The organism is Streptomyces sp. SA15 (assembly GCF_002291145.1).
Lineage (GTDB): Bacteria > Actinomycetota > Actinomycetes > Streptomycetales > Streptomycetaceae > Streptomyces.
This window is the reverse complement of the sequence record NZ_NTGE01000150.1, coordinates 123,614-150,002: the sequence shown is the minus strand read 5'-3', so window position 1 is coordinate 150,002 and position 26,389 is coordinate 123,614. Positions and strand designations below refer to the sequence as shown.

The window sequence follows — 26,389 nt, the reverse complement described above, 5'->3', positions numbered from 1 at the left end:
CCCTACGGGCGCAGGAGCAACTTGCCGCGCGCACGGCCGGACTCGCTCAGCTCGTGCGCCTTGGCGGCGTCGGCGAGCGGGAAGCTCCGGGACGACACGAACGCCCGTACGCGCGTTGTCGGCCTCGCCGTCTCCGCCCTCGCCGAACTGCGCTCCCGGGTCGAACTCGACCGGACGCCGGCGGAGGAGCGGGCCGGGGACGCCTTCGAGCGGCTCGCTGTGTCACTGCGCCGGGTCCTGCGCGCCCGCGGCGTACGGCTGGAGCTGGGCCCGCCCGGCGCGGAGGAAGGCGCGGTCCGGCTGCTGCCCGCCGATGTCACCCACACGACGCTTGCCGTGGTCAGGCCACCGTGCACGCGTCACTGGACGACCAGGGCCTCGGTCCGGACGGTGACGGAGAGCACCGCGTCCACGTCGGCTGGAAGGTCGGTGCGGACACACTGCGCGCCAGCGTGCGGGACAACGGGCCCGGGACGCTGTCCCGCGGCACCCTCGACGCCCGCCGCGTCACCGAGCGTCTGGCACCGCTCGGCGGGTACGGGTGCTGGTGGTACGGGCCCGCGGACCGGCTGCGACGGCGTTGAGAAATGCCGTACCGGAGGTGTCGGTAAGTACACCATCGGCTGGGTGGGCAGAGCCATCGTGGGATCTCAAGTGCGTTCGTAGCCTCGTCGGTATGGCTGACAAGGGAAACAGTGGCGGCGCGCATGCCGCAGACAGCAGTACGGACACGTACGGCACGGCCCCGTATTCCTCGGGTTCCTCGGGTTCCTCGGCACTGTCGCGACGCCACGCGTTACGGCGGCTCGCGGCGACGGCCGGCGGCGCCGCACTCGCCGTAGGCGTCGGCGCGGGAGCCGCTCGGGCGGTGACCGACACCGGCCGCACCACAGGACGTACCCGCACCGGCGTCCGCACGTATGTCCTCGTCCACGGCACGCACAGCGCCGGCGCGTTCTGGACAGCGATGGGGAGGGAACTGGCGCTGCGCGGACATCGCGTCGTCGCCGTGGACCAACCCCTGCACGGCACCGAGCGGTTCATACCGGCCGCCTACCAGACACAGGACCTGCGCGCGCTCGCGACAGAGCCTTCGCCCGTCGCCGCGCTCACCCTGGACGACTTCGAGCGGCGCGTCACGGGCGCCGTACGCCGTGCCGCGCGGCTCGGCGGTCCCGTGGTGCTGGTCGGGCACAGCATGGGGGGCGCCTCGGTCAGCAGGGTCGCGGACGCCGTACCCGAACTCCTCGCGCACATCTGCTACATGGCCGCCTTCTGCCCGAGCCGCAGCATGCCGTCCCTGAACGCCTGTACGGCGTCTCCCGAAGGGCAGCGCGCCATCAGCCCGGTGGAGCAGATCGTCGGCGATCCGGAGAAGCTGGGCGTGCTGCGCCTCAACTGGCGGACCGCGGACCGCCGTGACCTCGCGGTGTTCAAGGAGATGATCTGCGCGGACCACACGGACGCCGAGTTCCTGCGGGTGATGGAGGGCATGCAGACGGACGAGTCGATGACGGCGTACGCGGGGCGGGCCGTCGGCCGGGCGGGGACGTGGGGGCGGATTCCGCGCACGTATCTGCGGTTCGGCAAGGACAGGACCGTATCGACCGAGCTTCAGGACCGCATGATCGCGGAAGCCGACGAACTCACCCCGGACAACCGCTTCATGGTCCACAACTTCCCGAACGCCGGGCACCTCGGCCCGCCGGACCCCACCCGCGTGACGGACCTGGTGCACGGCCTGCCCCTCTAGGGCGCCTGTCCCGGTGGTCGGCAGGGCTGTGACCTGGTCCTACGGCCGATGTCAGTGGGGGCTGGCATGGTGGACCCACTGACGTCACACGGAGGGCAAGGGGCAGGCCGATGGGGGACTTCTTCGAGCGGATCGTCGACGTGGAGGTGACGGACGCGGACGCCGGGCCGCTCGCGGAGCGGATCGTCGACTGGATGGTCGAGGACGGGCTGATCACGCGGGAGGTGTCCGGCGACGGGGTGTACAGCCCGAGCACCGACACCGGATACCTCCCCGGCCCCAACTGGCGCCGCTCCGTGGCCGATTCCCCGGACCCGGACCCGACATGGCTTCCCGGCCCTGTCGCCGTCATGGTCGGCCGGGACTACTACGTCGGGGGCCAGGGAGTGGACGAGGCGGACGCCGCGACCTGTCCGCGCTGCACCGCGAGGACCGTGATCATCGACTACCCGGAGGAGTTCGAGCCGGACGATGAGGCCTGGCAGCCCTTCGCGGTCGGTATAGCGGCATGGAAGGAGACCGGTGAGGGCAACGCCGTCTGTCCGTCCTGCGCGGCACAGGTCCCGGTCACGGAGTGGGATTTCGGCTCCGGCTTCACCCTCGGCACCCTGGCGTTCGACTTCTGGGACTGGCCGCCGTTGTCCGCAGGGTTCCTCGCCGAGTTCGCCGGCCGACTGGGCCATCGTACGGCGGAGCAGACGGGCAAATTCTGAGTGGCGCGGTCCTGATCGGCAGCGATTCGGCGGATCGCCCGGACAATCCCTACTCGGCCACCACCTCCACCCGCACCCCGACCCCTACCCCCCACCCCGCCATCACCCCGGCCTCCGCCTCCAGCACATGCCGGGCCCGCACCCGCGGCAGCCCCAGCCGCCCCGGAGCCATGGTGCGTACGGCGATGACCTTGAGGTCCCGGTCGAGGTAGGCGACATCGATGGGGATGCGCATACGGAAGGTGTGCACGCTGTTGGCTGGAGAGAGCAGGATCGCCCCGTTGACGGAGTCACGGCCCAACAGCCCTTTGGTCCGAGCCCGATACGACGCCGCGATCTCCAGCGGAACCGAAACACGCCCCTGGCCCCCATGGACGACCAACTCCCCCCGCCCGTCACTCCATCGCCCCATACCGCCCCCTCATCCGGCCGGCGCCCCCGATGGGGCGGCTGACTCGTAAAGATGTTGTCCGACGCGGTGGCGGTCGGTAGGAAGTTCTCATGACTGGACTCGGTGCCGTGTTCCGCCCCCAACTTCCCCCCGAGCGGCTGCGCGCGCTCGCCCGGCTCGCCGACGAGACCGGGCTCGAAGAGCTCTGGCTGTGGGAGGACTGTTTCCGGGAGGGCGGGATCTCCACCGCGGCGGCCGCCCTCGCCTGGACCGAGCGTGTGCGCATCGGTGTCGGGCTGTTGCCCGTGCCGTTGCGGAATGTCGCCATCACCGCGATGGAGGCGGCCACGCTGCACCGGATGTTCCCCGGGCGAGCCATCCTGGGCGTCGGGCACGGCGTGCAGGACTGGATGGGGCAGGTCGGCGCTCGCGCCGAGTCGCCGCTCACGCTGCTCCGTGAGCATCTCACCGCGCTGCGCGCCCTGTTGCGCGGGGAGCGGATCACGACCGACGGACGGTACGTCAAGCTGGACGACGTCGCCCTCGACTGGCCGCCGGACAGTGCCGTCGAGGTGCTCGCCGGTGCCACCGGGCCGCGCACGCTGCGGCTGTCCGGTGAGGCCGCGGACGGCACCGTCCTCACCGCCTCCACCGCGCCCGACGGCGTACGACGGGCGCGCGGGCTCATCGACGAGGGGCGCGAGGCGGCCGGCCGCACCGACCCGCACAAGGTGATCGTCTACCTCCTCACCGCCACCGGCCCCGATGCCGCATCCCGGCTGCGCGCCGAGCTGGTGGACGAGGGTCTGGAGTCCGTCCCGGACCTCGGCGTCGCCGGGGACGCCGGCGCGGTCGCCGAGGCCGTCCAACGACTGGCGGACGCCGGCGCCGACACGGTGATCCTCCAGCCGACCGCCGACGAACCGGACCCGGAGGGCTTCCTGCGGTTCGCGGCGGAGGAAGTCCGGCCGCTGGTGCCGTGAACGGACGAGCACGTTCTGCTGGTGTTGCCGGGATCCTCAGTTGGTAGTGCCGGGGTCCTCAGTGCCGAGAAATCAGCAGCGCCCACCGACAACGCCCTGCAACGATCACCTCATGGCCGAGCAAGAGCAGACACGCACCTTCGAAGACCTCGTCGCCGAAGGCACCGCCGTCCCCACCGAGGGCTGGGACTTCTCCTGGTTCAAGGGGCGGGCCACCGAGGCCCGGCCCTCCTGGGGATACGCGAAGGCGATGGCCGGGCGGCTGGGTGGTGCGACCGCCGCGCTCGACATCCACACCGGGGGAGGGGAGGTCCTGGGCTTCGCTCTCGGCGCCGCCGCGCAGGCACCCGTGCTCACCGTCGCGACCGAGGTCTGGCCGCCGAACGTCGCCAAGGCCACCGCCCTGCTCCGCCCGCGCGGCGTCGCCGTCGTGGCCTCGCCCGAGGGCGCGCCGCTGCCCTTCGCGGACGACACCTTCGACCTCGTCGTGAGCCGGCACCCCGTGCGTCCCGACTGGCCGGAGATCGCCCGTGTGCTGGAGCCCGGGGGCACGTACTTCGCCCAGCACGTGGGCCCCGGCAGCGCCTTCGAGCTCGTCGAGCACTTCCTCGGGCCCCAGCCCGACCAGCGGCACAGCTCCCGCCACCCCGACCGGGAGCGCGAGGACGCCGAGGCCGCCGGCCTGGAGATCGTCGACCTGCGCGCCGAGCGGCTCCGCATGGAGTTCTACGACATCGCCGCCGTCGTCCACTTCCTGCGCAAGGTGATCTGGATGGTCCCGGGCTTCACGGTCCAGGAGTACGAGCCCCGACTTCGCGCGCTGCACGAGCGGATCGAGGCCGAAGGCTCCTTCGTCGCGCACAGCACCCGCCACCTCTTCGAGGCCCGCAAACCAGGCCGGTGACCCTCACGCGTGCGGCCCCACCGTCACCTCCCCGATCACCAACTCCGCCCGGGCCTGAAGTACTTCGCCCACCCGCGCCGCCCGCTCGCCCAACTCCCGCTCCTGCCGTGCCGTCAGGCTCCCGAGCGGCTCCACCGTGACGGTCGTACGACGTCCCTGGCGCCGCTGGTGCCAGACCCCGGCCACCACATCGTCGACCAGCAGCACCGGATAGTTCCCGGCCTGGCCGCCCGCCAGGGCCCGCCGGTACGCCTCCCCGGGGAACAGCAGCTCGCGGGGCTGCGCGGCGATGCCGTACGCGTCGAAATACGGCAGCAGCCGCACATCCCGGACCGGCCCCTCGGGGAAGACGGTGTCGCCGGCGACCACCCACGCGCGCGTGCCCTCGAAGACGACCTCCTCGATCTCGCCCGCCGCCGCAAGCTCCCCGAACAGCCCGCCGGCCCAACCGGTCGGCGCCGCCAGCCACTTGGCGAAAAACGCCGCGGTCGACGGCCCATAGGCGTGCAGATACCGCCGTACGAGCTCACGTACCGCCTCCCGCGGCGGCAGCGGGTCGAAGTGCGGCGGGCGGGTGTACGTCACCTTGCGGCCCCGATTCGGCCCGAAGCACAGCGCGCCCGACTGGCCGGCCCGGTGCATCACCTGCCGCCAGCGCGGCCACATGTCCTGGAACGCGGGCATCACCAGGTCACCGGCCCAGGAACCGGTGCGGGCGACAACCTCCTCGCCCAGCTCGTCGAGGGTCAGACACACGCCCTCGAGGGCGTCCCCGATCGCCGCCACCACCTGCTCGGCCTGCTCCTCGCCGATCCGGACGTCCGCGGGGAAGGGACTCGGGCCGACCGGAACCGCCGGCAGCGCGGCGCACCACAGTGGCAGGTCGCCGGTGGCGAGCAGATGTACGGTCCCGCGCGGACCGTACGTCTTCACCAGCGAACGCTCCTCCCAGAGCGCAGCGCGTACGTCCGCCCGTGTCGTCCCGGTGCCGCGCACCCCCACGGACACCTCCGCCGCGGACAGCACCTGCGCGTGCGCGGCGAGCATCGCGCCGACGACGTCCGCGACCGGCGTACCGGCCTGGGCCGGCGCGACCAGGAACTGCCGTTCCAGCCGTCGCGCGCTTGCCTGGGCCCAAGTGAGGTTCAAGGTCATGGCCCGACGGTAGGAGGCAATGAGGTCAGATCCTGTCCGCTTCCGCATTGTTATCCGCAGCGGCTGGCCTTCCCTTTCGCCTCTGGCGTAGGTTCAGACCAAGTCAATTCGCGCCAGCAAAGCTGCGCGGGCGGCACCGCGCAGTGGAGGGGGCTGCGCGGCGCCGCGACCCCCTGCGAACGTCAAGGGGCCGTTCATGGCCGGGGTCACCCGGGGGAGGGAACCCGGTTCCCTCACGGCTCCACCCCGAATCCACCCGGATCCGGCCATGAACCAGCCACAAAACCGCCCTCGCGTGGCCACCGCCCCGTTGCCGCCCGACTCCGGAGAGTAGTTGTGGCACGCCAATGCACGCAGCATCACTTACAAAGGGTTATGGTGGAAGCCCCCCCTCGGGCCGGTCCGTCTCCCCCCCACGGACCGGCCCGTTTTTCTGCCCACGAGGGGGATCGTTCTCCGTGCACGAGGGGGCCTCCCCAAGGCGCGGCAACTGTGCCTACCCAAGGGGTGCGGGGCTGTGACATATGCGGCTCCGCCGCGTGGGCGCGACCAGCCCCCACCGGCCCGCAGCCGCCAGAACACGGACGCACCACCCACCCAAGGCGCCCCAGCCCGCCCGCGCGATACCCTTCGCTTCGCGGGGACCGCCACCGCACGGAGGGGCTGACAATCACGTGAACCTGCGCGACACACTGCGCAGCCTGCTCGTCAGGCTGTACGCACGCCGGGTGGAAGGCCACCTGGACCACGCCCAGGTGCCCAAGCACATCGGCGTCATCGTGGACGGCAACCGGCGCTGGGCGAAGGCCGCGGGTTCCACCACCGCCCAGGGTCACCGGGCCGGTGCGGACAAGATCGAGGAGTTCCTCGGCTGGTGCACCGAGACGGACGTCGAGGTCGTCACCCTCTGGCTGTTCTCCACCGACAACTTCGGCCGGCCTCAGGAGGAGCTCGCCCCGCTCTTCGGGATCATCGAGGACACCGTCCGCTCCCTCGCCGCCGACGGCCGCTGGCGCGTGCACCACGTCGGCACGCTCGACATGCTGCCGCAGGGGATGCAGCGCACCATCAAAGAGGCCGAGGAGTCCACGGCGCACGTCGACGGGATACTGGTCAACGTCGCCATCGGCTACGGCGGCCGCCAGGAGATCGCCGACGCGGTCCGCTCGATGATCCTCGACGCCGCCGACAAGGGCACCTCGATGGAGAAGCTCGCCGAGTCCGTCGACATCGACATGATCGGCCGTCATCTCTACACCGGCGACCAGCCCGACCCCGACCTCGTGATCCGTACCAGCGGTGAGCAGCGTCTGTCCGGATTCATGATGTGGCAGACCGCCCATTCGGAGTACTACTTCTGCGAGGTCTTCTGGCCGGCCTTCCGCAAGGTCGACTTCCTGCGCGCCCTGCGTGACTACGCGGCACGCCACCGCCGTTACGGCGGCTGAGGGACCCGATCCGGCGCGGTACGACGCGGTACCGGCGCAATCCCGGCGTAATCCCCGCAAGGGCTCCGCGGTCTGTGCGGTCTTTCGAAGCGCGCCCGAGTACCCCCTTTTGGGACGGAAGTAACAAGGAGTTCACCAGCGCGCCGTCATATGCGCTGGCATGGCACCGCATGTTCGAGGGCATAAGCCAGTCAGGTCGACACCCGAACCACGGGTGTCGGATCTCAGCGGGCGGCACGGGGCCGTCCGCCCGGGAGGCCCTTTGCACCAGCCCGATCGTGCGGTCACAGCACGGACGAAGGCGGAGGGCCGGTTCTCGGCCCGTGCAAGCGGCCGTCGACCGGTCCAGTTCCACTCCGTCGCTCCCCGACCTCATCCGAGGGGGTACGTCCTTCCGTGGTGACCAGCACAAAGCGCCACAAGCCAGACCGGCGCACGTATGTTCTCGACACCAGCGTTCTGCTGGCCGATCCGCACGCCCTGAACCGCTTCGACGAGCACGAGGTAGTGCTCCCCATCGTCGTGGTGACGGAGTTGGAGGCCAAGCGGCACCATCCCGAACTCGGGTACTTCGCCCGGCAGGCACTGCGCCTGCTGGACGACTACCGGGTGCGGTACGGCCGTCTCGACGCCCCCATCCCGACCGGGGACCTCGGCGGCACCGTGCGTGTCGAGCTCAACCACTCGGACCCCAGCGTGCTGCCCAGCGGCTACCGCCTGGGGGACAACGACTCCCGCATCCTCGCGGTCGCCCGCAATCTGCAGGCCGAGGGATTCGACGTCACCGTCGTCTCCAAGGACCTGCCGCTCAGGATCAAGGCCTCGTCCGTCGGTCTCCTCGCCGAGGAGTACCGCGCCGAGCTCGCCATCACGGACTCCTCCGGCTGGACCGGAATGTCCGAACTGACCCTGTCCGGCGAGCAGGTGGACATCCTCTTCGAGGAGGGCCACCTCCACGTCCCCGAGGCCGCCGACCTGCCCGTGCACACCGGTCTGACCATCCAGTCCGAGCGCGGCAAGGCACTGGGCCGGGTGTCGCCGGAGGGCAGCATCCGGGTGGTGCGCGGGGATCGCGAGGCGTTCGGCATCAAGGGCAGGAGCGCGGAGCAGCGCATCGCGCTGGACCTCCTCCTCGACCCGGACGTCGGGATCGTCTCGATGGGCGGCCGGGCCGGCACCGGCAAGTCGGCGCTGGCGCTGTGCGCGGGGCTCGAGGCGGTCCTGGAGCGCCGTCAGCACCAGAAGGTGATGGTCTTCCGCCCGCTGTACGCGGTGGGCGGGCAGGAGCTCGGCTATCTGCCCGGCTCCGAGGCCGAGAAGATGAGCCCCTGGGCGCAGGCGGTCTTCGACACGCTGTCGGCGGTCACCAGCCGCGAGGTCATCGAGGAGGTCACCGCGCGGGGAATGCTGGAGGTCCTGCCGCTCACCCACATCCGCGGCCGCTCCCTCCACGACGCGTTCGTGATCGTGGACGAGGCGCAGTCGCTGGAACGGAACGTCCTGCTGACCGTTCTGTCCCGTATCGGGGCGAATTCACGGGTGGTTCTCACCCATGACGTGGCCCAGCGGGACAACCTGAGGGTGGGTCGATACGACGGTGTCGTCGCCGTCGTCGAGAAACTGAAGGGACATCCGCTCTTCGCCCACGTCACGCTGACGCGGTCCGAGAGGTCCCAGATCGCGGCCCTTGTGACCGAAATGCTGGAAGACGGGCACATCTGACCCACACACCCCATCTCGGGGTGGTTACGCGACAGTTGGCGCCGTCCGGGAAAGGCAGTGAGCCTAGCCGGGCGGCGCCTTCGCGCGTGGAGCTTTCTCAGAATCCCCTGGGTCAAACAGGATGTGAGCTTTCACACGCAACACAGAATTGCCTTGCGGCGTCCGGTTACGGCAGAGTCTCACTCCTGTCAGGCCCCGCATACGACACATCTGTACCCCCAGCGGTACGGCACAACAGAAGCACCACCATCAACTCCATATGGCTGTCGTATGCCGCCCGAGTTACCACGCGGCGCTCCCCGCAAGGGAGTTGCCCACCGGGCCCGCGCCTCCCGTGACCCCGTAGTTGGGGAGGCCAGTGCCAAGGGGCACGATTGCGTCCGCCAGGGTCACCGAAGCGGGCGATGCTGGAAGGAAACCGTGTGAGCCCGATTTCGGTCCGGGGATTCGCAGTGGCCTCCGCCACGGCGGTCACCGCTGTCGGAAGCGTCGTCGGAGTTGCCTCGGGCAGCACCGCGCAGAACAACGACGCCGAGGCGACGGCAGCCGACTCGACGCTCCTGGCGGACATACCCGCGGGTCAGCAGGCTCAGGTGCAGACCGCGTCCCTGACGCAGCAGGCCGACGCACAGGCCATCGCCGCTGACGCGAGCGCCAAGAAGATCGCGGAGGAGTCGGCCCGCAAGGCGGCCGCCAAGACCGCGCAGGAGAAGAAGGACGCCGCCGAGAAGGCGGCGCAGGCCGCCAGGGACAAAGCCAAAGCGTTGGCCGATGCCAAGGCGAAGGCGGCCAAGGACCCGTCCGACTTCCCCGTCTTCAGCTCGTACTCCGTCTCGCAGATCCAGTCGATGGCGGCGCAGGTGGTTCCGAGCGGGCAGTTCCAGTGCTTCAGCAACATCGTGGACCACGAGTCCAGCTGGAACTACAAGGCGGTCAACGCCTCCTCCGGGGCCTACGGCCTCTTCCAGGCCCTGCCGGCCTCCAAGTACTCGTCCGTCGGCTCCGACTGGCGGACCAACCCGGCCACCCAGATCAAGTGGGGCCTCAACTACATGAACGACCGGTACGGCAGCCCCTGTGAGGCCTGGACCTTCTGGCAGGCCAACCACTGGTACTGAGCCCTCGCGCCGTCGGCCTTTCGCGCCCGGCCCCGTCTCAACCTCGCGCAGCCCCTCCCCGTCCTTAGGGGAGGGGCTTTCGCCCTGTACGGTCTGACGGGACGACTCCGGGGGAGTGGTGGGGAGAGACGGGGGAAGAGGACGGATCATGTCGCGAGTGCCAGGGTGGCTCGGTCGGGTCGGCGCCGGACTGACCGCGGTCAGCGAGAGGTTGGACGAACGCCGCGCCGAGGTGGAGCGGGAGAACGCCGAGGCCGAGCCGGCCCCGCCCGCCGACCACGCAACCCCGCTCTCGCCCGCCGACCACGCAACCCCGCTCTCGCCCGCCGACCATGCAGCCCCGCCCTCGCCCTCCGACCACGTTCTACCGCCACCGGAGCACGCTCCCGCGCCGGCCGCGCGCCCCGACCCCGCGCACGCCGTGCCGTGGGGGATGCGGGTGGCGGCCGAGGCCGGCTGGCGGTTGCTCGTCCTCGCGGGCACGCTGTGGGTGTTGATGCGGGTCATCAGCGCCGTACAGCTGGTGGTGCTGGCGTTCGTGGCGGCCCTGCTCATCACGGCCCTGCTGCAGCCGGCGGTGGCACGCCTGATGCGGATCGGCTTTCCACGCGGTCTGGCCACCGCCCTCACGGCGATCCTCGGCTTCGTCGTCATGGGCCTGATCGGCTGGTTCGTGACCTGGCAGGTCATGGAGAACATCGACAATCTCTCCGACCAGGTCCAGGACGGCATCGACGAGTTGCGCAACTGGCTGTTGAACAGCCCCTTCCACGTCACCGACAAGCAGATCAACGACATCGCCGAGAACCTGCGGGAAGCGGTCGGCGCGAACACCGACCAGATCACCTCGGCGGGCCTGGAGGGCGTCACGGTCGTCGTCGAGGCGCTGACCGGCATTCTGCTGGCGGCGTTCTCGACGCTCTTCCTCCTCTACGACGGCCGGCGCATCTGGGAGTGGACGCTGAAGCTGGTGCCTGCGGCGGCGCGGCCGGGTGTCGCGGGCGCGGGTCCGAGGGCGTGGCGGACGCTGACGGCCTATGTCCGCGGCACGGTGATAGTGGCGTTGATCGACGCGATCTTCATCGGCCTGGGCATCTACTTCCTGGACGTACCCATGGCCGTCCCGCTCGCCGTCTTCATCTTCCTCTTCGCCTTCATCCCGCTGGTGGGTGCGGTGGTGTCGGGTGCGCTGGCGGTGGTGGTGGCGCTGGTGACGCAGGGCGTGTTCACGGCGGTGATGACGCTGGTGGTGGTTCTGGCGGTGCAGCAGATCGAGGGCCACATCCTGCAGCCGTTCATCCTGGGCCGCGCGGTGCGGGTGCACCCGTTGGCGGTGGTCCTGTCGGTCGCGGCGGGCGGGATGGTCGCGGGGATCGGCGGTGCGGTGGTGGCGGTTCCGTTGGTGGCGGTGACCAACACGGTGGTGGGCTACCTACGGGCGTACTCGGCTACGGCGCCGACGGATCCGGGACCACCGGCGCCGTAGCGGACGGTTCGCCTGCCCACCACCCCGCTCGGTGGGTCGGAACCATCCGCCACCCGACTCGGCCAGCTGGCCGATGACGCTCGCCCTGGTGGTGCACCTTTCGAGGTACCGAGTCGGGTGGTGGGTGGGCATAGGCCGGGGGTCCAGGGGGCGGAGCCCCCTGGCGGGGTCGAAGGGGTGGCGCCCCTGGTGATGGGACGGGTAGGGGCGGCGGGGGCGAAAAAGCCGAGGGCCCCGCCCACCACGTAGGTGCACGGGACCCCGGAGACACGGCCGAGTTACTCGGAGAGCACCGCTTCCGCATCCAGCGTCACGCCGACCGCCTGGATCACCGAGGCGATCTTGAACGCCTCCTGGATCACCTCCCGATCCACCCCCGCCTTACGCAGCACCTGCTCATGCGAGTCGAGACACATCCCGCAGCCATTGATCGCCGACACCGCGAACGACCACAACTCGAAGTCGACCTTGTCGACACCCGGGTTGCCGATCACGTTCATACGGAGACCGGCCCGCAGATTGCCGTACTCGTGGTCCGACAGCAGATGCCGCGTGCGGTAGAAGACGTTGTTCATCGCCATCACAGCGGCCGCGGCCTTCGCCGCCGTATACGCCTCCGGCGACAGATTCGCCTTCGCCTCCGGCCCCAGCTCCCGCAGCACGATCGGCGACCGAGAGGCGATCGCCGTCGCCAGCACCGTGCCCCACAACTGCTGCGCCGGCAGCTCGGAGTTGCCGATGACCGAGCCCAGGTTGAGCTTCAGGTCCTTGGCGTAGTCCGGTATCGCGGACTTCAGGGAATCCAGCGACATCGGATCACTCACCCGCCAGCAGCTTGACAGGGTCCAGCGTCTCGTCGCCCTTGCTCCAGTTGCACGGGCACAGCTCGTCCGTCTGGAGCGCGTCGAGGACCCGGAGGACCTCCTTCGGGTTACGGCCCACCGAACCCGCGGTCACCATGGAGAACTGGATCTCGTTGTTCTGGTCGACGACGAAGACCGCGCGCTTGGCGAAGCCGTCCTCGTCCTCGATGCCGAGGTCGCGCATCAGCTCGTGCTTGGAGTCGGCCATCATCGGGAACGGCAGGTCCCGCAGGTCGTCGTGGTCCTTGCGCCAGGCGTGGTGGACGAACTCGGAGTCGCCGGAGAAACCGAGGACCTGGGCGTCGCGGTCGGCGAACTCCTCGTTCAGCTTGCCGAAGGCGGCGATCTCGGTCGGGCACACGAAGGTGAAGTCCTTGGGCCAGGCGAAGATCACCTTCCACTTGCCTTCATAGGTCTTGTGGTTGATCTTCTCGAACTCCGCGCCCTTCTCCAGCGAGACGCAGGCGGTCAGTTCGAACTCGGGGAACTTGTCACCGACAGTGAGCACACGCTCTCCTTGCAGCGAAGAAACACCCGATATGTGCCAGGTGTTTCCCATGGGTTGGACGATCCCGATGGTGGCACAGGGTGCATTGATTACGGAAATAGCTACACTCGGTCGAGTTGATCGGGAGCGGCTATTAGTGACCGTGAGTGAAGCATGACCCTGAACAGAAGTATGGCCCTGAACAAGAAGAAGCAGCCCAGCCTCGCCCAACTGCGCGCCTTCGCCGCCGTCGCCGAGCACCTCCACTTCCGTGACGCGGCCGCCGCGATCGGCATGAGCCAGCCCGCCCTCTCGGGCGCCGTCTCCGCGCTTGAGGAGACCCTCGGTGTCACCCTGCTGGAGCGCACCACCCGGAAGGTGCTGCTCTCACCCGCCGGCGAGCGGCTCGCCGTACGCGCCAAGGCCGTACTGGAGGAAGTGGGGGCGCTGTTGGAGGAGGCGGAGGCCGTCCGGGCGCCGTTCACGGGCGTACTGCGCCTCGGTGTCATCCCCACCGTAGCCCCCTACCTCCTGCCGACCGTCCTCCGGCTGGTCCACGACCGCTATCCGGATCTCGACCTCCAGGTCCACGAGGAGCAGACCGCCAATCTCATCGAGGGGCTCACCAGCGGACGCCTCGACCTGCTGCTGCTCGCCGTTCCCCTCGGCGTCCCGGGCGTCGTCGAACTCCCCCTCTTCGACGAGGATTTCGTGCTCGTCACGCCCCTCGACCACTGGCTCGGAGGCCGCGAGGGCATCCCGCGCGAGGCGCTGAAGGAGCTCAACCTGCTGCTCCTGGACGAGGGTCACTGCCTGCGCGACCAGGCCCTGGACATCTGCCGGGAGGCGGGACGCGAGGATGCCCCCGTCACCACGACCGCGGCCGGGCTCGCCACCCTCGTCCAGCTCGTCGCCGGCGGCCTCGGCGTCACCCTGCTCCCGCGCACCGCCCTCAAGGTCGAGACGACCCGCAGCGATCAACTCCTCACCGGCTACTTCGCCGACCCCGCCCCGACCCGCCGCATCGCCCTCGCCATGCGGACAGGGGCGGCGCGGAGCGCGGAGTACGAGGAACTGGCGGCCGCCCTGCGCACAGCCCTGCACCCGCTGCCGGTACGGGTGTTGGACGCCGACGCCTGAGAACGGTCGTAGCAGAGACAGCCGTAGGACACACGGCCGTACGAGACACGGCCGTACGAGACACGGCCGTACGAGACACAGCCGTACACAGGCCACCGGCCCCTCCCCGAAGAGAAGGGCCGGTGGCCTGCGACTCACTCCGTCCGCAACCCGTCCGGCCGCATCAGCCGCAGCAGCGGCGGCAGGCTGAGCAGTGTCACCACCAGGACGACCGCCGCGCCGACGCCGGTCATCGACAGCACGCTCGGCCAGTCCACGCGCACCGCGTTGTCCGTCATCCGCAGCAGCACCGCGCCCAGCGTCATCCCCACCACCGACGCCAGCAGCAGGCCCAGCGCGATCGGGATCGCCGTCTGCCAGAGCACCGACAGGCTCAGCGTGCTGCGCCGGGTGCCGAAGGCGACCAGGGACGACAGCAGCTTCTTACGCTCGCGCAGCTGCTCCAGCTGCGACACCAGCAGGCTCGCCCCGATCAGCGCCAGCACACACGCGGCGCCCGCGAACAGGCCGGTGCGGATGGCGGTGTAGCGGTCGGCCCGGTCGACCGAGTACCAGTCCATGGGCTCGTTCAGCGGGTCGATGCTCGCCGCCGTGTTGCGCACCAGGTCGCGCACGTCCGGCACGGACTCGTCGAGGTTGAGATACAGCTGCCCGCTCAGCGCCGGCGCGGCCGCCTCGGGCAGTGCGCTCGGGGTGAGCAGGAAGCCGCCCCGCTGCGAACCGGTCGGGCCCTCGCGGGTCTGCGCCTGCTTCAGGTCCGACGGCAGTACCCAGGGGGTCTCCGCGGTCCTCGGGCCGCCCTCGTAGGACGGGTCGAAGTACAGCGTGCGGCCGGCTCTCGCCAGCTTCGGGGTGTCGTCGTACTCGGCACCCCGTACGGCGAACACGTCGCCCTCCCGGCACGAGGGCAGGTCGGCGACCTCCCGCAGCGACGCGCAGTCCCCGACGGTGACCGAGGCGCCCAGCTGCGGATCCGTGCGCCGCTCGCCGAGATAGCCCTCCGAGTACGCATAGATCTTGCGCACGCCCTCGGTCCGCCGGAGCTTCTCGGCGGCCTCGTCGAGCGGCATCTCGCCCGGCGGCACCTGCACCTGCATCTGCGCCAGCGAGACGTCGTAGCCGGTGTCCTCCGTGTAGTTGCCCTCCACCCCGGCGAACAGCATCTGCAGCGCGATCGCCCCGGCCACCGCGACGGCGATGCCGTTGACCATGCGGGCCGCCGTACCGCTGCTCAACTGGAGCCTGCGTACGGCCAGTTGCCAGGCCACGCCGCCTCCGCCGAGTCGGCCGACGACCGTTTCGACGATCCACGGCAGCAGCGCGGTCACGCCGATGAGCAGCAGCATGACGCCGCCGATGACCAGGTACTGGTTGAAGTCGCCGTCGTCGCGGCCCTGCCCGATCATCGGGTAGAGCAGCGCGAGCCCGGCCAGCGGCAGCAGCAGCCGCCACCACAGCCGGCGCCGCGCGGGCTTCGCCGTACGCACCACGCCGAGCGGCTCGATCACGACACCGCGCAGCGCGAACAGCGTGACCAGAACGGCGGCCGCGGGCACCGCGAGGCCGACGAGAAGGGCCAGCGCGGGGGAGGGGTTGAGGTAGCTCGGGAAGACGCTGATCTCGAAGACCTCCACCGAGCCCGCCACTTGACGGCCGATCAGGAAGAAGACCGCACCGAGGACCAGCCCGAGCACCGCGCCCGCGAGCGCCTCACCGGCGGCGATCCGCCGGGTCATCCGGCTGTCGGAGCCCACCAGCCTGAGCGCCGCGAGCCGCCGGTCACGCCGCTCGCCGCCGAACCGTACGGCCGCGGCGATGAAGACGGCGACCGGCATCAACAGCACCACGAAGACCACGAGGATCAGCATGATCAGTACGGGATCGGCGTCCTCGGAGGTCGGGTTTCGGTCGCCGAACCCGTCGATCCGGGACACCCGGCCGCTGTCGACGTGCGCCGCGAGCCCGTCGCCGCCCCGGTAGAAGGCGAGCTCGGCCGAACCGACCAGCCCGCTCTCGTCGATCGTGCCGACCACGCGCTGCGGCAGCCGCTCCCGCAGCAGCTTGCCGTCACTCGACTCCAACAGCTTCTTCAGCGCGGGGGAGACGACCATCTCGCCCTCCGCCGGAAACTCCTCCAGCCCCGGAGGCAGCGGCGCCCGTGCCCCCTCGGGCTCCAGCTCCCGGCCCCGGACGTCCTTGTCGCGGAAGGTCGTTCCCACGTTCGCGACCAGCAGCGTGTCGTTCGCCTTCGGCAGGGGCTTCTCGCTGTAGGAGATGTCCATGCGCGCGGCCTCACGGTCGCCCCGTACCGCCAGCGCGTTCGGGATCGCGGTGGTCAGCAGCAACAGCGCCACCCCGAGCCCGACACCGACGGCCGTCAGCAGGGCCCGGACCCAACCCTCGCGCCCGCCGGCGAAGGCGAACCGTACCCCCATGGCCAGATCCGCGGCCCACTGCCGCACGCTCATACGATCCGCTCCATGTCCCGGGACTTCCCGTCCCGTACGACGATCTCGCGGTCGGAGTACGCGGCCACCCGCGCCTCGTGCGTGACCAGCACGACGGCGGCGTTGGTGGACCGGGCGGCGTCCGTGAGCAGCTCCATCACGCGCTCGCCGTTGAGCGAGTCGAGCGCGCCGGTCGGCTCGTCCGCGAACAGCACCCGCGGGCTGGTGACCAGCGCCCGCGCGACGGCGACCCGCTGCCCCTGACCGCCGGACACCTCGCCGGGCCGCTTCTTGCGCAGGTCGTCGACCTCCAGCCGCTCCATCCAGGACAGGGCGGTCCGCTCGGCCTCCTTCCGGGAGGTGCCGTTCAGCCGGAGCGGCAGGGCCACGTTCTCGACGCAGGTCAACTCGGGCACCAGCTGCCCGAACTGGAACACGAACCCGAACTCGCTGCGCCTGAGCGCACTGCGCTGGGCGTCGTTCATGGTGGCCATCTCCCGGCCCTGGTACGTGATCGAGCCCGAGTCGGGCGGCACGATCCCGGCGAGACAGTGCAGCAGCGTCGACTTGCCGGACCCGGACGGGCCCATCACCGCGACGACCTCACCGGGATGGATGGAGAACTCGGCGCCGTCGAGCGCGAGGGTCGGCCCGTAGGCCTTGCGCAGCTGCTCGGCCGCGAGCAGGGAACCGGCGGGAGGAGTCACTTGGTCACCGCCTCGGCCAGCTTGTCGAGCCGCGCGGCGGTGAGCTCCAGCCAGCGCAGATCGGCCTCGAGATGGAACAGCGCGTGGTCGCAGATGAGCTGGTCGGCCAGATCACCCTTCCGCTTGCGTTCGGTGAGCATCCGCATCATGCGCAGGTGCTCGGCGCGCTGCGTGTCGAGGATGTCGGACGCGTCGCGCCGGGTGAGCAGCGCGAGGACGACCTTGGTGTACAGCGTGGACTGCAGATACGGCTCGGGCTTCTCCGGCGTGGCGAGCCACCGCTGTACGTCGGTGATCCCGGCCTCGGTGATCGCGTACCGCTTGCGCTCCGGTCCGCCGCCGGGCTCGATCCCGTCGACCTCGACGAGCCCGTTCTTCAACAGCCGGGACATCGTCGAGTAGACCTGGCCGTAGTGCAGCGGCCGGTCGTGACCGAACTTCTCGTCGAAGGCCCGCTTCAGGTCGTAGCCGTGGCGCGGGCCGGACTCCAGGAGTCCTAGGAGGGTGTGACCGATGGACATGGGAGGACTGTACATGCGGTGTATACGCCGCATGTATACGTTGAGTGTTTAGATCGGGACGGAGGATACGGCGGTGCAGGTGGGGGCCCATTGTCACGGTTCTGCTACATGGCCCGAGCCTCCGGGCGGCGGGCTCCCGGGCGGCGAGCCTCCGGGCGGCGAGCTCCCCGGCGGCCGGCCCCGGCGAGGCAACGGACCCGTCTCCTTGGGCAGTCGGCCCGCCTCCGCCAACGCCTTCCGCAGCAGGAACTCGATCTGCGCGTTGGCCGAGCGCAGCTCGTCCCCGGCCCACCGCGCCAGCGCGTCGTACACCAGCGGGTCCAGCCGCAGCAGCACCTGCTTGCGCTGCTGCGGCCGCCGCTTGGGGGAGCCCCCCTGGGAAGGTGCCGTCACTGGTAGAGGGTCCCGGTGTTGAGGACCGGCTGCGGCGACCGGTCACCGCACAGCACCACCATCAGGTTCGACACCATCGCCGCTTTCCGCTCCTCGTCCAGTTCCACGATGTCCCGCTCGGAGATCCGCGCCAGCGCCGCCTCGACCATCCCCACCGCTCCGTCGACGATCTGCCGCCGCGCGGCGACGACCGCGCCGGCCTGCTGCCGCTGGAGCATCGCCGAGGCGATCTCGGGGGCGTACGCGAGGTGCGTGAAGCGCGACTCGATGATGTGCACGCCGGCCGCCTCCACGCGCGCGTGCAGCTCGACGGCCAGCTTCTCGGTGATCTCCTCGGCGTTGCCGCGCAGCGAGAGGCCGTCCTCGTCATGAGCGTCGTACGGGTACTCGATGGCGATGTGCCGCACCGCCGCCTCGGTCTGAGTGGAGACGAACTCCAGGAAGTCGTCCACCTCGAAGGTGGCCTGGGCGGTGTCCTCGACCTTCCACACCACGACCGCGGCGAGCTCGATCGGGTTGCCGTAGGCGTCGTTGACCTTCAGGACCGCGGTCTCGTGGTTGCGGACGCGGGTGGAGACCTTCGTCCGGGAGGTGAACGGGTTCACCCAGCGCAGCCCGTCCTCGCGGATCGTCCCTCGGTAGCGCCCGAAGAGCTGGACGACCCGGGCCTCGCCCGGCGCCACCATGTTCAGCCCGCACATGGCGAGGGACGCGGCGAGGGCGACCAGGATGCCGCCGATGATCAGGCCGGCCTTGGCGCCGGTCCCGTCGACCGCCGTCGCGGTCACGACCATGCCTATGCCGAGCAGCAGTCCGGCCAGGCCCAACAGCAGCGCGAGCCCGCCGCCGATGCTGTGCGCGGCGAACTCCCGCACGCGCGGGGCGGGCATCTCGGGTACGTCGGCGGTGGGTTCGGAGTCTTGCGTGGGTGTGTCGTGCGTGGGCGTGTCGTGCGTGGACATGGAGTCCCCCGTTTCTGTTACGGCGAAGCCCTGGCCGGCTCCGCTCATAGCTTCAGTCTATCTAAGTGATATCACTTTACCCCGTCCCGGCAACCCTGACCCCTCCTCGATGGTCGGTTCCATGGAGGCGGGTGCTGATTGTCACGTCCGTAAAAGACCGGATCGAACGCCCTTTGTCACATCAAGCGGTGTTAGTTTTCTCAGCTGATGTGAGCCAGGAACCCTGTGTGACTGCCGAGAACGAAGCGGAGCGAACGGACCCATGGGACGAGCGGAAGAGAGACGAGCGCGCCAGCGCGGCGGTCACCGCGCGGCGCCCAAGAGCCGCCGCCGCTCGTCTCGCGCGGCCGGCAAGACCGGGAAGACCGGGAAGAGCGGCATACGCAGGCTCTTCACCTGGAAGAAGATCCTCGGCACGTTCTTCGGCCTGTGCCTGCTCGGCATCGGCGCGTTCATCGCGCTGTACCTGATGGTGGAGGTACCCAACGGCAACGCGGCGGCGCAGGCCGCGCAGCGCCAGAGCAACGTCTACAAGTACAGCGACGGCACGACCCTGGCCCGCGACGGTGAGGTCAACCGCGAGATCGTGGACCTGTCCAAGGTCCCGAAGGACGTCCGCTATACCTTCGTTGCGGCGGAGAACAAAACCTTCTACACGGACGCCGGCGTCGACCTGAAGGGCACGGCCCGCGGTCTGCTCAACACGCTGTCCGGCAAGGGCAAACAGGGTGGTTCGACCATCACCCAGCAGTACGTCAAGAACTACTACCTCGACCAGGACCAGACCGTCACGCGCAAGCTGAAGGAACTGGTCATCGCGTTGAAGGTGGACCGCGAGAAGTCCAAGGACGACATCCTCGCCGGCTACATCAACACCAGCTACTACGGCCGTGGCGCCTACGGCATCCAGGCCGCCGCCCAGGCCTACTACCGCGTCGACGCCGAGAAGCTCACGGTCCAGCAGGGCGCGTACCTCGCCGCGCTGTTGCAGGCGCCGAGCCAGTACGACTGGGCGGCGGCGAGCGAGACCGGCAAGAAACTGGTGAAGCAGCGCTGGAACTACGTCCTGAACAACATGGTCGAGGAGGGCTGGCTGGACAAGGCCAAACGCGACGCCATGAAGTTCCCGGTGCCGAAGGATCCGCAGGGCGCGCCCGGTCTGGACGGCCAGAAGGGCTACCTGGTCGACCTCGCCAACCGGCAGCTCGAACAGCAGTTGATGGAGCAGCAGGGCATCTCGCAGTCCGAGGCGGAGGCCCAGGTCGAGGACCAGGGCTGGACCATCACCCTCAACATCGACAAGAAGCGGCAGGCCCAGCTGGAGAAGTCGGTCAAGGCGGAACTGACCAGCAAGCTGGACCCCAAGAAGCGGTCGGTCGACAAGAACATCCAGGCCGGCGCCGTATCCGTCGACCCCGAGACGGGGAAGATCGTCGCCCTGTACGGCGGCGTCGACTACTACAAGCACTACATCAGCAACGCGACTCGCACCGACTACCAGCCCGCGTCCACCTTCAAGCCGGTGATTCTCGCCGCCGCCCTGGAGGAGAAGGCGAAGACGCAGGACGACAAGCCGATCACCGCGAACACGATCTACGACGGCACCAGCAAGCGCCCCGTCAAGGGCAGCGCCATCGGCTTCGCCCCGGAGAACGAGGACGACAAGGACTATGGCGACGTCACCGTCCAGACGGCGATGAACAAGTCCATCAACTCCGTCTTCGCACAGATGGGCGTCGACGTAGGCATGGACCATGTGCTGTCCATGGCCGACAAGCTCGGCATGGACACAGCCGACCTGAAGGCGGTGCCCGCGCAGACCCTCGGCACCATGGGCGCGAGCCCGCTGCAGATGGCCGGGGTCTACGCCACCCTCGACAACCACGGCAGGAAAGTCACGCCGACCATCCTCAAGTCGGCCGAGCACAACACCCGCACGGTCGACATGCCCGACCCGGTCGGCGACCAGGTCCTCACCCCCGAGGCGGCCGACACGGTCACCTCGGTGCTGACCGGAGTGGTCGACGACGGTACGGCACGCAAGGCCGTGCGGGACAACTCGAAGCGCGACGGCCGCCCGGTCGCGGGCAAGACGGGCACCTCCGACGACAACAAGTCCGCCTGGTTCACCGGCTACACGCCCGACCTGGTCACCTCGGTCGGCCTGTTCGGCGAGGACGCGAAGACCCGCACGCAGACCAAGATGTACGGCGCGGCCGGCCTCGACCGCGTCAACGGCGGTGGTTTCCCGGCGCAGATCTGGGCGGCGTACACCTTCGGCGTCTCGGCCGAGGACACCAAGTTCGACCTGGACACCGACCAGGGCGCGGCGGTCAAGCCGACCGAGAAGCCAACCCCGACCCGGGCCCCGACCCGCCCGCCGACACAGGAGCCGACGACGGAGCCCCCGACGACGGCACCGACCACCTCGAAGCCCCCGACGTCCAAGCCGCCGACGCAGACCCCGACGACGAAGCCGCCGACGACCCCGCCGCCGAGCCCGTCGACGACCCCGCCGGTGGAGGAGATCCCGGAGGACAATCCGACGGACCCGGTCGACGGTCAGTAGCGACAAGAAAGGGCGCCCGGCCAACGCCGGGCGCCCACAATCTCCCCCTGTACTCCCGGCCTGCGCCGAGAAGCCAACGGGCGCTGAGCCGTGGTGAGTTTCTCCTGACTTACCGCGCCGGCCCGCGTTCGCCACATTCGCGCACTGCCCCACAGATCGCATACCAGTAGACGTGATTCACATCAGTTTTCGAAACCGAGCCAGTATCGAAAGATACAGTCGGGGATTCGGGTGTCCGACTGAATGGCCGGCTGATGCTGATAGCGCCTGTGGGAAACAGGAAGAAGGGATGGAAAGGAGGGCGTCGCCATGATCCACATGTGGGACATCGACGGGAAGCCCGGCGAAGACGACGACTCGGCTGCGATGAGGTCTCCGCGTCTGAACTACAACGACCTTGAGATCTACGACATCCTGCGCCGCTACCAGGGCCCTGACGAGCCCGCGTTCACCGAGGCGAAGAAGAGGATGGGGCTGTACTACGTAATGGAGAAGTACAACTCGATTTCCCGGCACATGTAAAGGAAGCAAGGCGCATGGGAGACGCACCGTACGCGGGCCACGACTCCGTCGCCACCCTCCTGCTGTTGCTGGTCGGTATCATCGCCACCCCATGGCTCGCCGTGTACGGGGTCAGGCTGTTGATTCGCGCCAGGGCTGCCAGGACAACGGCGGCGACCTGCAAGTCCGCCGCGGCCCTGGCGTGGGCCGCAATGGTCGGCATGTACACCTGGGGGCTACTTCACCTGCTCTTCTTCGACGATCAGGCCCAGGCTCAGGCATGCAACGCAGCGATCGGCATGAGGCAGCAACTCACTGGTTACGCTCCCTCGTTCATCCCGCTGCGTTTCGGATGCCGCACCAGTGACGGACACACGGTCGAAGCAGTCATCCCCTCGTACGTCAACCCAGCAGTAGCCGTGTTGGGGATATGCGCTGTAGCTCTCACCGGATTCGTGATCGCCCGACGCAAGGAGGAAATCAAGTGACGGCAAACATGCTGCGGCGCACCGTTCTACGTCGTGCCAGCGGAATCCAGTCGAAGAACGGCTGGGAGATGGAGAAGGTCGTCGACGACCGCGGCACTCGGGTCGCGGAGAAGATTCGCGGCTGGACCTACACCCCCGGCAAGGGCGCCGGCGTCCTGGTGGATCCCCTCCAGCCCAAACGCCGCACGGCTGCCAAGCGGCTCGCCGGTCAGCAGACCTGACTTGATCCTCGTCCGGCGTCGAATGGTGCATCGAACCTGATCACTCTGGTTCGGTAACCGGTCGCGGCGCAACGGCAAGGCCTCCTGGTAGCTCGGGTACCGATCCCACCCGAGCACTACCAGGAGGCCTTGTTGCCGCCGTAGATCACATTCGGAAAGCGGATGGCTTCTCAAGTCCGATTCAGCTCGAACCAAACCACCTTCCCGGTACTCAACCGAGTCGCCCCCCACCGCCTGGCCAGCCGATTCACCAAGTACAACCCACGCCCGCCCTCATCCGTGACCCGCGCCTGCCGCAACCGCGGCAACTGCGGCACGTCGTCGCCGACTTCGCACCGCAGCACATCGGTCCGCAGCAACCGCAACGTGATCGGCCGCGACGCATACCGCACCGCGTTCGTCACAACCTCGCTGACCAGCAGCTCCACAGAGTCGGTGAGGTCCTCCATGCCCCAACGGGACAACGCCTGCCGCGCCAGCCGCCGCGCCCGGCCGGGCGCCGCGTCCTCCGGCTCCAGGAACCAGTACGCCACGTCGCTCGGCGCGATCCCGTCGAAGCGGGCGGCGAGCAGCGCGATGTCGTCGTCCCGGTCGCCCGGGCCGAGCATGTCGAGGACCTCGTCGCAGAGAGCTTCCAGCGGCGGCGGATGATCGGGCCCGGTCAGCTGTGCGGTCGCTTCCAGCTTCTCCCGCAGCTGCTCTATCCCGGTCCACACGTCCCGCAGCCGCGACTCGACCAGCCCGTCCGTATAGAGGAGCAGGGTCGCTCCGGCGGGCGCGTCGAGTTCTACGGCTTCGAAGTCGACGCCGCCGACACCGATCGGCGCGCCCGGCGGCACCCGCAGCACCTCGGCCTGGCCGCCCAGGTGCAGCAGGACCGGCGGGGGATGGCCGGCGTTGGCGATGGTGATGCGGTGCGAGACCGGGTCGTAGACGGCGTACAGGCAGGTCGCCATGCGGTCGGTGCCGAGGCGTTGGGCCTGTTCGTCGAGGTGGTGGAGCACTTCCTGCGGGGGCAGGTCGAGGCCGGCGAGGGTCTGCGCGGTCGTCCGGAGCTGCCCCATGATCGCGGCGGACGTCATGGAGTGCCCCATGACGTCACCCACCACCAGCGCGACGCGGCTGCCGGGCAGCGGGATGGCGTCGTACCAGTCGCCGCCGACCCGTGCGGTCTCGGCGGCGGGCAGGTAGCGGGACGCCAGCCGGACGCCCGTGGGCCGCGGCAGGGTCTCGGGCAGCATGGTGCGCTGGAGCTCGTCGGCGATGTACGCCTCGCGGCCGTACAGCACCGCCTTGTCGATGCCGAGCGCGCTGTGCGTGGCGAGCTGGGCGGCGACGAGCAGGTCGTCGGGGTCGAAGGCCAGGCGGTCCGGGCGACGCAGGAACAGCGCGGCGCCGATCACCCGGCGCCGGCCACGCAGCGGGGCCAGGATGGCGCGCTGCCCGCTCGGTACGACGAATTCGCCGCCCTCTCCCAGGAGTTCGGGCAGCGCGGCGCGCGCGGCCGGCGTGTCCGTGAAGACGGGACGCACCCCGCGCAGCACTTCGGCGAGCGCGCTGCCGGGCCGTACCTCGCACAGCTCGGTGCCGAGCGTGTCGAGTTCCGAGATCTCGGTCGGCTCCGGCTGGAACGCGGACGTGAACCCGCCCTCGGTGTCCTCGGCCCCTTCTCCGATCGGCCGCAGCCGGTCGGTGCGCCGCAGCCGTAGCACCAAGGGCCCGACGGGCCGCTCGTCGCCGACCGGCAGCGGGTCGCGCAGATAGACGAGGATCGCGTCCGAGAAGGTCGGCACGGTGGCCCGGCACAGCCCCATCACGATCTCGTCGAGGTCGATACCGCGGGCGATCCGCCGGGTCGCGGCGCCCACGAACCGCAGCCGGTCGCCGTCCCGCCGCATCGGCGTGGGCCGGCCGGGCGGCAGCCCCTGTCCGCTACGGCGCTCCGGGCCACCGGCGCCGTCCGGGGACGTCCGGTCCTGCTCGGTGCCCGGCTGGGCCGGGATGGTCTCGGGGACGGGCCGCGGACGGTGGGTGTCGGGCTCGGCGGCAGCGGCGGGCTGGGAGTGCTCGGGGTCGGTACCGACGGGTCTGGTGTCCTTACCGCTCGATGTCGTCGTGCTGGGTGTCGCTGTGCTGGGTGTCGCTGTGCCGGGTGTCGTCGTACCGGGCCCGGAAGGCGGTGTCTCGCCGGCGCGTGCCTGTGGCGGTAAGGCGCCGGCGCACGCGCCCGGCGCAGGCGCACCGGCCTCGGAGTACTGGGCGGGCGGCGTCGAGGTACGCACGAGCGCCCCGCGGGGCTCCGCGGGGTCGGCGCCCGTCTGGGGGCGCTCGAAGGAGGTCGGCTGCTCCGTCACGCGTGTCGAATCCATCCGTCGTCCGGGGCTGCGCGCCGCGCGCGCAGTTGGTCCCGCCGAAGACCCGATACCCGGAATACGTGTCCCAGGAACGAATTTCCCGCGTGGTCAGAGGCTGTTCCTGTGCCACCCACGGACCGTTCACGGTCCGTCCCGGTGTTGCCCTCGTACCCCTCGCTCACGTCCTGCCGCCCCTCGGTGACGATCGGTCAAGCCCAGCGTGCTTTCCGGTAGTTGCCACTGCGCATCCTTGCGGAGGACGATCCTACGTTTCCTGCCCCGGGGCGCAGCAAGGGTCTCATGTGGACATGTGCGCGGGCGTACGATCCCAGTCTTCCGGCAGGGGCGGTACCCCCCAGGACGGATCCGGGCGCCAGTGCTGCCAGCCGTCCGAGAACGGCGGCCCCCAGGCGCGGATCACCTCCACCGCGGATCGCCCTGCCTCCCGTACTTTCCCGGCCAGTTGAGCGTCCATCAGGCCGTCCCGCTGGGCCTGTGTGAACTCGTCCTCGTCCCGCCACTGCCAACCGCGGTCCGGGCCCACGGTGATGTCGAGGAAGTGATCCTCGGAGTCGACGCCCCCGCCCCAACGGGCCAGCGGCTCCTCCAGATTCACGTACCAGTTCTTGAACTGCCAGCCCGGCTCCCAGAACAGCCACACCGACCAAGCCTCACCGGGCCGCGCCAGCTTCAGCACACCCGTCCCGAACCACCGGTCGCGCTGCACGGTCCGCGGCTTGGTGTAGCGGGTCTCCAGCGGCTCGACGTGCACGGGAGTGCCGTCGGCGAGCACCGGCTTCACGCACTCGGTGCCGGGAGCCAGCCACACGGCGAGCACCTCGCTGTCGTCCCGGACGACGGTGACGGGACGCGCGATGTGGAAGCGCGCGCCGCCGTTCTCCCGGTAACGCCACAGGATCTGACTCCCGGGCGCCCAGAAGACCGCCGACCCGCCTGCTTCCACTTCGGCTCTCACCGCTCCACCGTCCGCCATGCACAGATATTAGGTGCCATAGGCATACGACGCTGCGGCGCGCGTCACGGTTCACGCCGGGGACGTCAT

General features: G+C 69.8%; 26 protein-coding genes. 14 read left to right on the top strand and 12 right to left on the bottom strand.

The annotated features are described in order from the left end of the window. Nucleotides 1-2 precede the first annotated feature (2 nt). A complete protein-coding gene (locus CLM62_RS52160; RefSeq protein WP_257004244.1) occupies nucleotides 3-98 on the bottom strand; it encodes a zinc-binding dehydrogenase in 96 nt (31 codons plus the stop codon). A gap of 252 nt (nucleotides 99-350) precedes the next feature. On the opposite strand from CLM62_RS52160, the gene CLM62_RS50385 reads away from it, so the two are divergent. The 3 genes from CLM62_RS50385 (at nucleotide 351) to CLM62_RS34510 (ending at nucleotide 2,466) form a co-directional block, all read left to right on the top strand. Then, nucleotides 351-584: a hypothetical protein gene (locus CLM62_RS50385; protein ID WP_095753822.1), complete on the top strand. Its 234-nt coding sequence runs from the start codon at nucleotides 351-353 to the stop codon at nucleotides 582-584. Between the two features lie 92 nt (nucleotides 585-676). Next, a complete protein-coding gene (locus CLM62_RS34515) occupies nucleotides 677-1,753 on the top strand; it encodes an alpha/beta fold hydrolase (protein ID WP_095753821.1) in 1,077 nt (358 codons plus the stop codon). A 110-nt stretch (nucleotides 1,754-1,863) separates the two neighbouring features. Next, complete coding sequence (locus tag CLM62_RS34510) at nucleotides 1,864-2,466, top strand: hypothetical protein (protein WP_095753820.1); 603 nt, start codon at nucleotides 1,864-1,866, stop codon at nucleotides 2,464-2,466. Between the two features lie 49 nt (nucleotides 2,467-2,515). On the opposite strand, the gene CLM62_RS34505 is transcribed toward CLM62_RS34510, so the two are convergent. Next, complete coding sequence (locus tag CLM62_RS34505) at nucleotides 2,516-2,878, bottom strand: DUF192 domain-containing protein (RefSeq protein WP_095753819.1); 363 nt, start codon at nucleotides 2,876-2,878, stop codon at nucleotides 2,516-2,518. An 89-nt stretch (nucleotides 2,879-2,967) separates the two neighbouring features. Between CLM62_RS34505 and CLM62_RS34500 the strand changes: the two genes are divergently transcribed. Beyond that, complete coding sequence (locus CLM62_RS34500; protein WP_095753818.1) at nucleotides 2,968-3,840, top strand: LLM class flavin-dependent oxidoreductase; 873 nt, start codon at nucleotides 2,968-2,970, stop codon at nucleotides 3,838-3,840. Between the two features lie 112 nt (nucleotides 3,841-3,952). Beyond that, the gene (locus CLM62_RS49020; protein WP_107483842.1) at nucleotides 3,953-4,744 is read left to right on the top strand and encodes a class I SAM-dependent methyltransferase; all 792 of its coding nucleotides are present in this window, start codon (nucleotides 3,953-3,955) and stop codon (nucleotides 4,742-4,744) included. A 3-nt stretch (nucleotides 4,745-4,747) separates the two neighbouring features. Here the strand turns inward: CLM62_RS49020 and CLM62_RS34490 are convergent, their stop codons facing one another. Beyond that, entirely contained in the window at nucleotides 4,748-5,899 is a 1,152-nt protein-coding gene (locus CLM62_RS34490) for a winged helix DNA-binding domain-containing protein (RefSeq protein WP_095753816.1), read from the bottom strand. A gap of 674 nt (nucleotides 5,900-6,573) precedes the next feature. Between CLM62_RS34490 and CLM62_RS34485 the strand changes: the two genes are divergently transcribed. The 4 genes from CLM62_RS34485 (at nucleotide 6,574) to CLM62_RS34470 (ending at nucleotide 11,673) form a co-directional block, all read left to right on the top strand. Further along, nucleotides 6,574-7,347, top strand: coding sequence for an isoprenyl transferase (locus CLM62_RS34485; protein WP_095753815.1), 774 nt, complete (start codon nucleotides 6,574-6,576; stop codon nucleotides 7,345-7,347). Between the two features lie 396 nt (nucleotides 7,348-7,743). Further along, nucleotides 7,744-9,069, top strand: a complete 1,326-nt coding sequence (locus tag CLM62_RS34480; protein ID WP_095753814.1) for a PhoH family protein — start codon at nucleotides 7,744-7,746, stop codon at nucleotides 9,067-9,069. Between the two features lie 422 nt (nucleotides 9,070-9,491). Further along, nucleotides 9,492-10,187: a transglycosylase SLT domain-containing protein gene (locus CLM62_RS34475; RefSeq protein WP_179382356.1), complete on the top strand. Its 696-nt coding sequence runs from the start codon at nucleotides 9,492-9,494 to the stop codon at nucleotides 10,185-10,187. Nucleotides 10,188-10,335: 148 nt separating this feature from the next. Next, on the top strand, nucleotides 10,336-11,673 hold the full coding sequence (locus CLM62_RS34470) for an AI-2E family transporter (RefSeq protein ID WP_095753812.1): 1,338 nt from the start codon (nucleotides 10,336-10,338) through the stop codon (nucleotides 11,671-11,673). A gap of 278 nt (nucleotides 11,674-11,951) precedes the next feature. Here the strand turns inward: CLM62_RS34470 and CLM62_RS34465 are convergent, their stop codons facing one another. Together CLM62_RS34465 and CLM62_RS34460 are read right to left on the bottom strand one after the other, a co-directional pair. Next, the gene (locus tag CLM62_RS34465; protein ID WP_095753811.1) at nucleotides 11,952-12,485 is read right to left on the bottom strand and encodes an alkyl hydroperoxide reductase; all 534 of its coding nucleotides are present in this window, start codon (nucleotides 12,483-12,485) and stop codon (nucleotides 11,952-11,954) included. 4 nt (nucleotides 12,486-12,489) lie between these two features. Beyond that, on the bottom strand, nucleotides 12,490-13,044 hold the full coding sequence (locus CLM62_RS34460; protein ID WP_095753810.1) for a peroxiredoxin: 555 nt from the start codon (nucleotides 13,042-13,044) through the stop codon (nucleotides 12,490-12,492). Nucleotides 13,045-13,197: 153 nt separating this feature from the next. Here CLM62_RS34460 and CLM62_RS34455 point away from each other — a divergent pair, with 153 nt between their 5' ends. Further along, complete coding sequence (locus CLM62_RS34455) at nucleotides 13,198-14,163, top strand: LysR substrate-binding domain-containing protein (protein WP_179382355.1); 966 nt, start codon at nucleotides 13,198-13,200, stop codon at nucleotides 14,161-14,163. Nucleotides 14,164-14,297: 134 nt separating this feature from the next. Here CLM62_RS34455 and CLM62_RS34450 read toward each other — a convergent pair whose 3' ends face one another. The 5 genes from CLM62_RS34450 to CLM62_RS34430 form a co-directional block, all read right to left on the bottom strand. After that, on the bottom strand, nucleotides 14,298-16,631 hold the full coding sequence (locus tag CLM62_RS34450; RefSeq protein WP_179382354.1) for an FtsX-like permease family protein: 2,334 nt from the start codon (nucleotides 16,629-16,631) through the stop codon (nucleotides 14,298-14,300). Next, on the bottom strand, nucleotides 16,628-17,317 hold the full coding sequence (locus CLM62_RS34445; protein ID WP_095753808.1) for an ABC transporter ATP-binding protein: 690 nt from the start codon (nucleotides 17,315-17,317) through the stop codon (nucleotides 16,628-16,630). Before CLM62_RS34445 ends, CLM62_RS34450 begins: the two co-directional genes overlap by 4 nt. After that, on the bottom strand, nucleotides 17,314-17,838 hold the full coding sequence (locus tag CLM62_RS34440; RefSeq protein ID WP_095753807.1) for a PadR family transcriptional regulator: 525 nt from the start codon (nucleotides 17,836-17,838) through the stop codon (nucleotides 17,314-17,316). The genes CLM62_RS34445 and CLM62_RS34440 overlap by 4 nt, the downstream gene beginning before the upstream one ends. A 93-nt stretch (nucleotides 17,839-17,931) precedes the next feature. Next, on the bottom strand, nucleotides 17,932-18,231 hold the full coding sequence (locus CLM62_RS34435; RefSeq protein WP_095753806.1) for a hypothetical protein: 300 nt from the start codon (nucleotides 18,229-18,231) through the stop codon (nucleotides 17,932-17,934). Next, nucleotides 18,228-19,193, bottom strand: a complete 966-nt coding sequence (locus tag CLM62_RS34430; protein WP_095753805.1) for an SPFH domain-containing protein — start codon at nucleotides 19,191-19,193, stop codon at nucleotides 18,228-18,230. Before CLM62_RS34430 ends, CLM62_RS34435 begins: the two co-directional genes overlap by 4 nt. 262 nt (nucleotides 19,194-19,455) lie before the next feature. Here CLM62_RS34430 and CLM62_RS34425 point away from each other — a divergent pair, with 262 nt between their 5' ends. The 4 genes from CLM62_RS34425 (at nucleotide 19,456) to CLM62_RS34410 (ending at nucleotide 22,972) form a co-directional block, all read left to right on the top strand. Then, nucleotides 19,456-21,762 carry a transglycosylase domain-containing protein gene (locus CLM62_RS34425; protein WP_095753804.1) on the top strand — a complete coding sequence of 769 codons (2,307 nt, stop codon included), beginning with the start codon at nucleotides 19,456-19,458 and terminating at the stop codon, nucleotides 21,760-21,762. A gap of 309 nt (nucleotides 21,763-22,071) precedes the next feature. Then, a complete protein-coding gene (locus CLM62_RS34420) occupies nucleotides 22,072-22,284 on the top strand; it encodes a hypothetical protein (RefSeq protein ID WP_257004243.1) in 213 nt (70 codons plus the stop codon). Nucleotides 22,285-22,298: 14 nt separating this feature from the next. Beyond that, nucleotides 22,299-22,751 carry a hypothetical protein gene (locus tag CLM62_RS34415; protein WP_095753803.1) on the top strand — a complete coding sequence of 151 codons (453 nt, stop codon included), beginning with the start codon at nucleotides 22,299-22,301 and terminating at the stop codon, nucleotides 22,749-22,751. Continuing rightward, nucleotides 22,748-22,972, top strand: coding sequence for a hypothetical protein (locus CLM62_RS34410; protein ID WP_143659198.1), 225 nt, complete (start codon nucleotides 22,748-22,750; stop codon nucleotides 22,970-22,972). Before CLM62_RS34415 ends, CLM62_RS34410 begins: the two co-directional genes overlap by 4 nt. A 170-nt stretch (nucleotides 22,973-23,142) precedes the next feature. Here the strand turns inward: CLM62_RS34410 and CLM62_RS34405 are convergent, their stop codons facing one another. Beyond that, nucleotides 23,143-25,341 (bottom strand): SpoIIE family protein phosphatase, encoded by a 2,199-nt coding sequence (locus CLM62_RS34405; RefSeq protein ID WP_095753801.1) that lies wholly within the window; start codon nucleotides 25,339-25,341, stop codon nucleotides 23,143-23,145. Between the two features lie 283 nt (nucleotides 25,342-25,624). Then, nucleotides 25,625-26,320, bottom strand: coding sequence for a DUF402 domain-containing protein (locus tag CLM62_RS34400; RefSeq protein WP_095753800.1), 696 nt, complete (start codon nucleotides 26,318-26,320; stop codon nucleotides 25,625-25,627). Nucleotides 26,321-26,389: the final 69 nt, after the last annotated feature.

Coding starts and splice junctions, on each gene's coding strand:
- CLM62_RS34455 (WP_179382355.1), top strand. CDS start 13,198: ATGACCCTGAACAGAAGTATGGCCCTGAACAAGAAGAAGCAGCCCAGC.
- CLM62_RS34465 (WP_095753811.1), bottom strand. CDS start 12,485: ATGTCGCTGGATTCCCTGAAGTCCGCGATACCGGACTACGCCAAGGAC.
- CLM62_RS49020 (WP_107483842.1), top strand. CDS start 3,953: ATGGCCGAGCAAGAGCAGACACGCACCTTCGAAGACCTCGTCGCCGAA.
- CLM62_RS34420 (WP_257004243.1), top strand. CDS start 22,072: ATGATCCACATGTGGGACATCGACGGGAAGCCCGGCGAAGACGACGAC.
- CLM62_RS34490 (WP_095753816.1), bottom strand. CDS start 5,899: ATGACCTTGAACCTCACTTGGGCCCAGGCAAGCGCGCGACGGCTGGAA.
- CLM62_RS34500 (WP_095753818.1), top strand. CDS start 2,968: ATGACTGGACTCGGTGCCGTGTTCCGCCCCCAACTTCCCCCCGAGCGG.
- CLM62_RS34505 (WP_095753819.1), bottom strand. CDS start 2,878: ATGGGGCGATGGAGTGACGGGCGGGGGGAGTTGGTCGTCCATGGGGGC.
- CLM62_RS34470 (WP_095753812.1), top strand. CDS start 10,336: ATGTCGCGAGTGCCAGGGTGGCTCGGTCGGGTCGGCGCCGGACTGACC.
- CLM62_RS34510 (WP_095753820.1), top strand. CDS start 1,864: ATGGGGGACTTCTTCGAGCGGATCGTCGACGTGGAGGTGACGGACGCG.
- CLM62_RS34415 (WP_095753803.1), top strand. CDS start 22,299: ATGGGAGACGCACCGTACGCGGGCCACGACTCCGTCGCCACCCTCCTG.
- CLM62_RS34440 (WP_095753807.1), bottom strand. CDS start 17,838: ATGTCCATCGGTCACACCCTCCTAGGACTCCTGGAGTCCGGCCCGCGC.
- CLM62_RS34425 (WP_095753804.1), top strand. CDS start 19,456: ATGGGACGAGCGGAAGAGAGACGAGCGCGCCAGCGCGGCGGTCACCGC.
- CLM62_RS34430 (WP_095753805.1), bottom strand. CDS start 19,193: ATGTCCACGCACGACACGCCCACGCACGACACACCCACGCAAGACTCC.
- CLM62_RS34400 (WP_095753800.1), bottom strand. CDS start 26,320: ATGGCGGACGGTGGAGCGGTGAGAGCCGAAGTGGAAGCAGGCGGGTCG.
- CLM62_RS34405 (WP_095753801.1), bottom strand. CDS start 25,341: ATGGATTCGACACGCGTGACGGAGCAGCCGACCTCCTTCGAGCGCCCC.
- CLM62_RS34450 (WP_179382354.1), bottom strand. CDS start 16,631: ATGAGCGTGCGGCAGTGGGCCGCGGATCTGGCCATGGGGGTACGGTTC.
- CLM62_RS34515 (WP_095753821.1), top strand. CDS start 677: ATGGCTGACAAGGGAAACAGTGGCGGCGCGCATGCCGCAGACAGCAGT.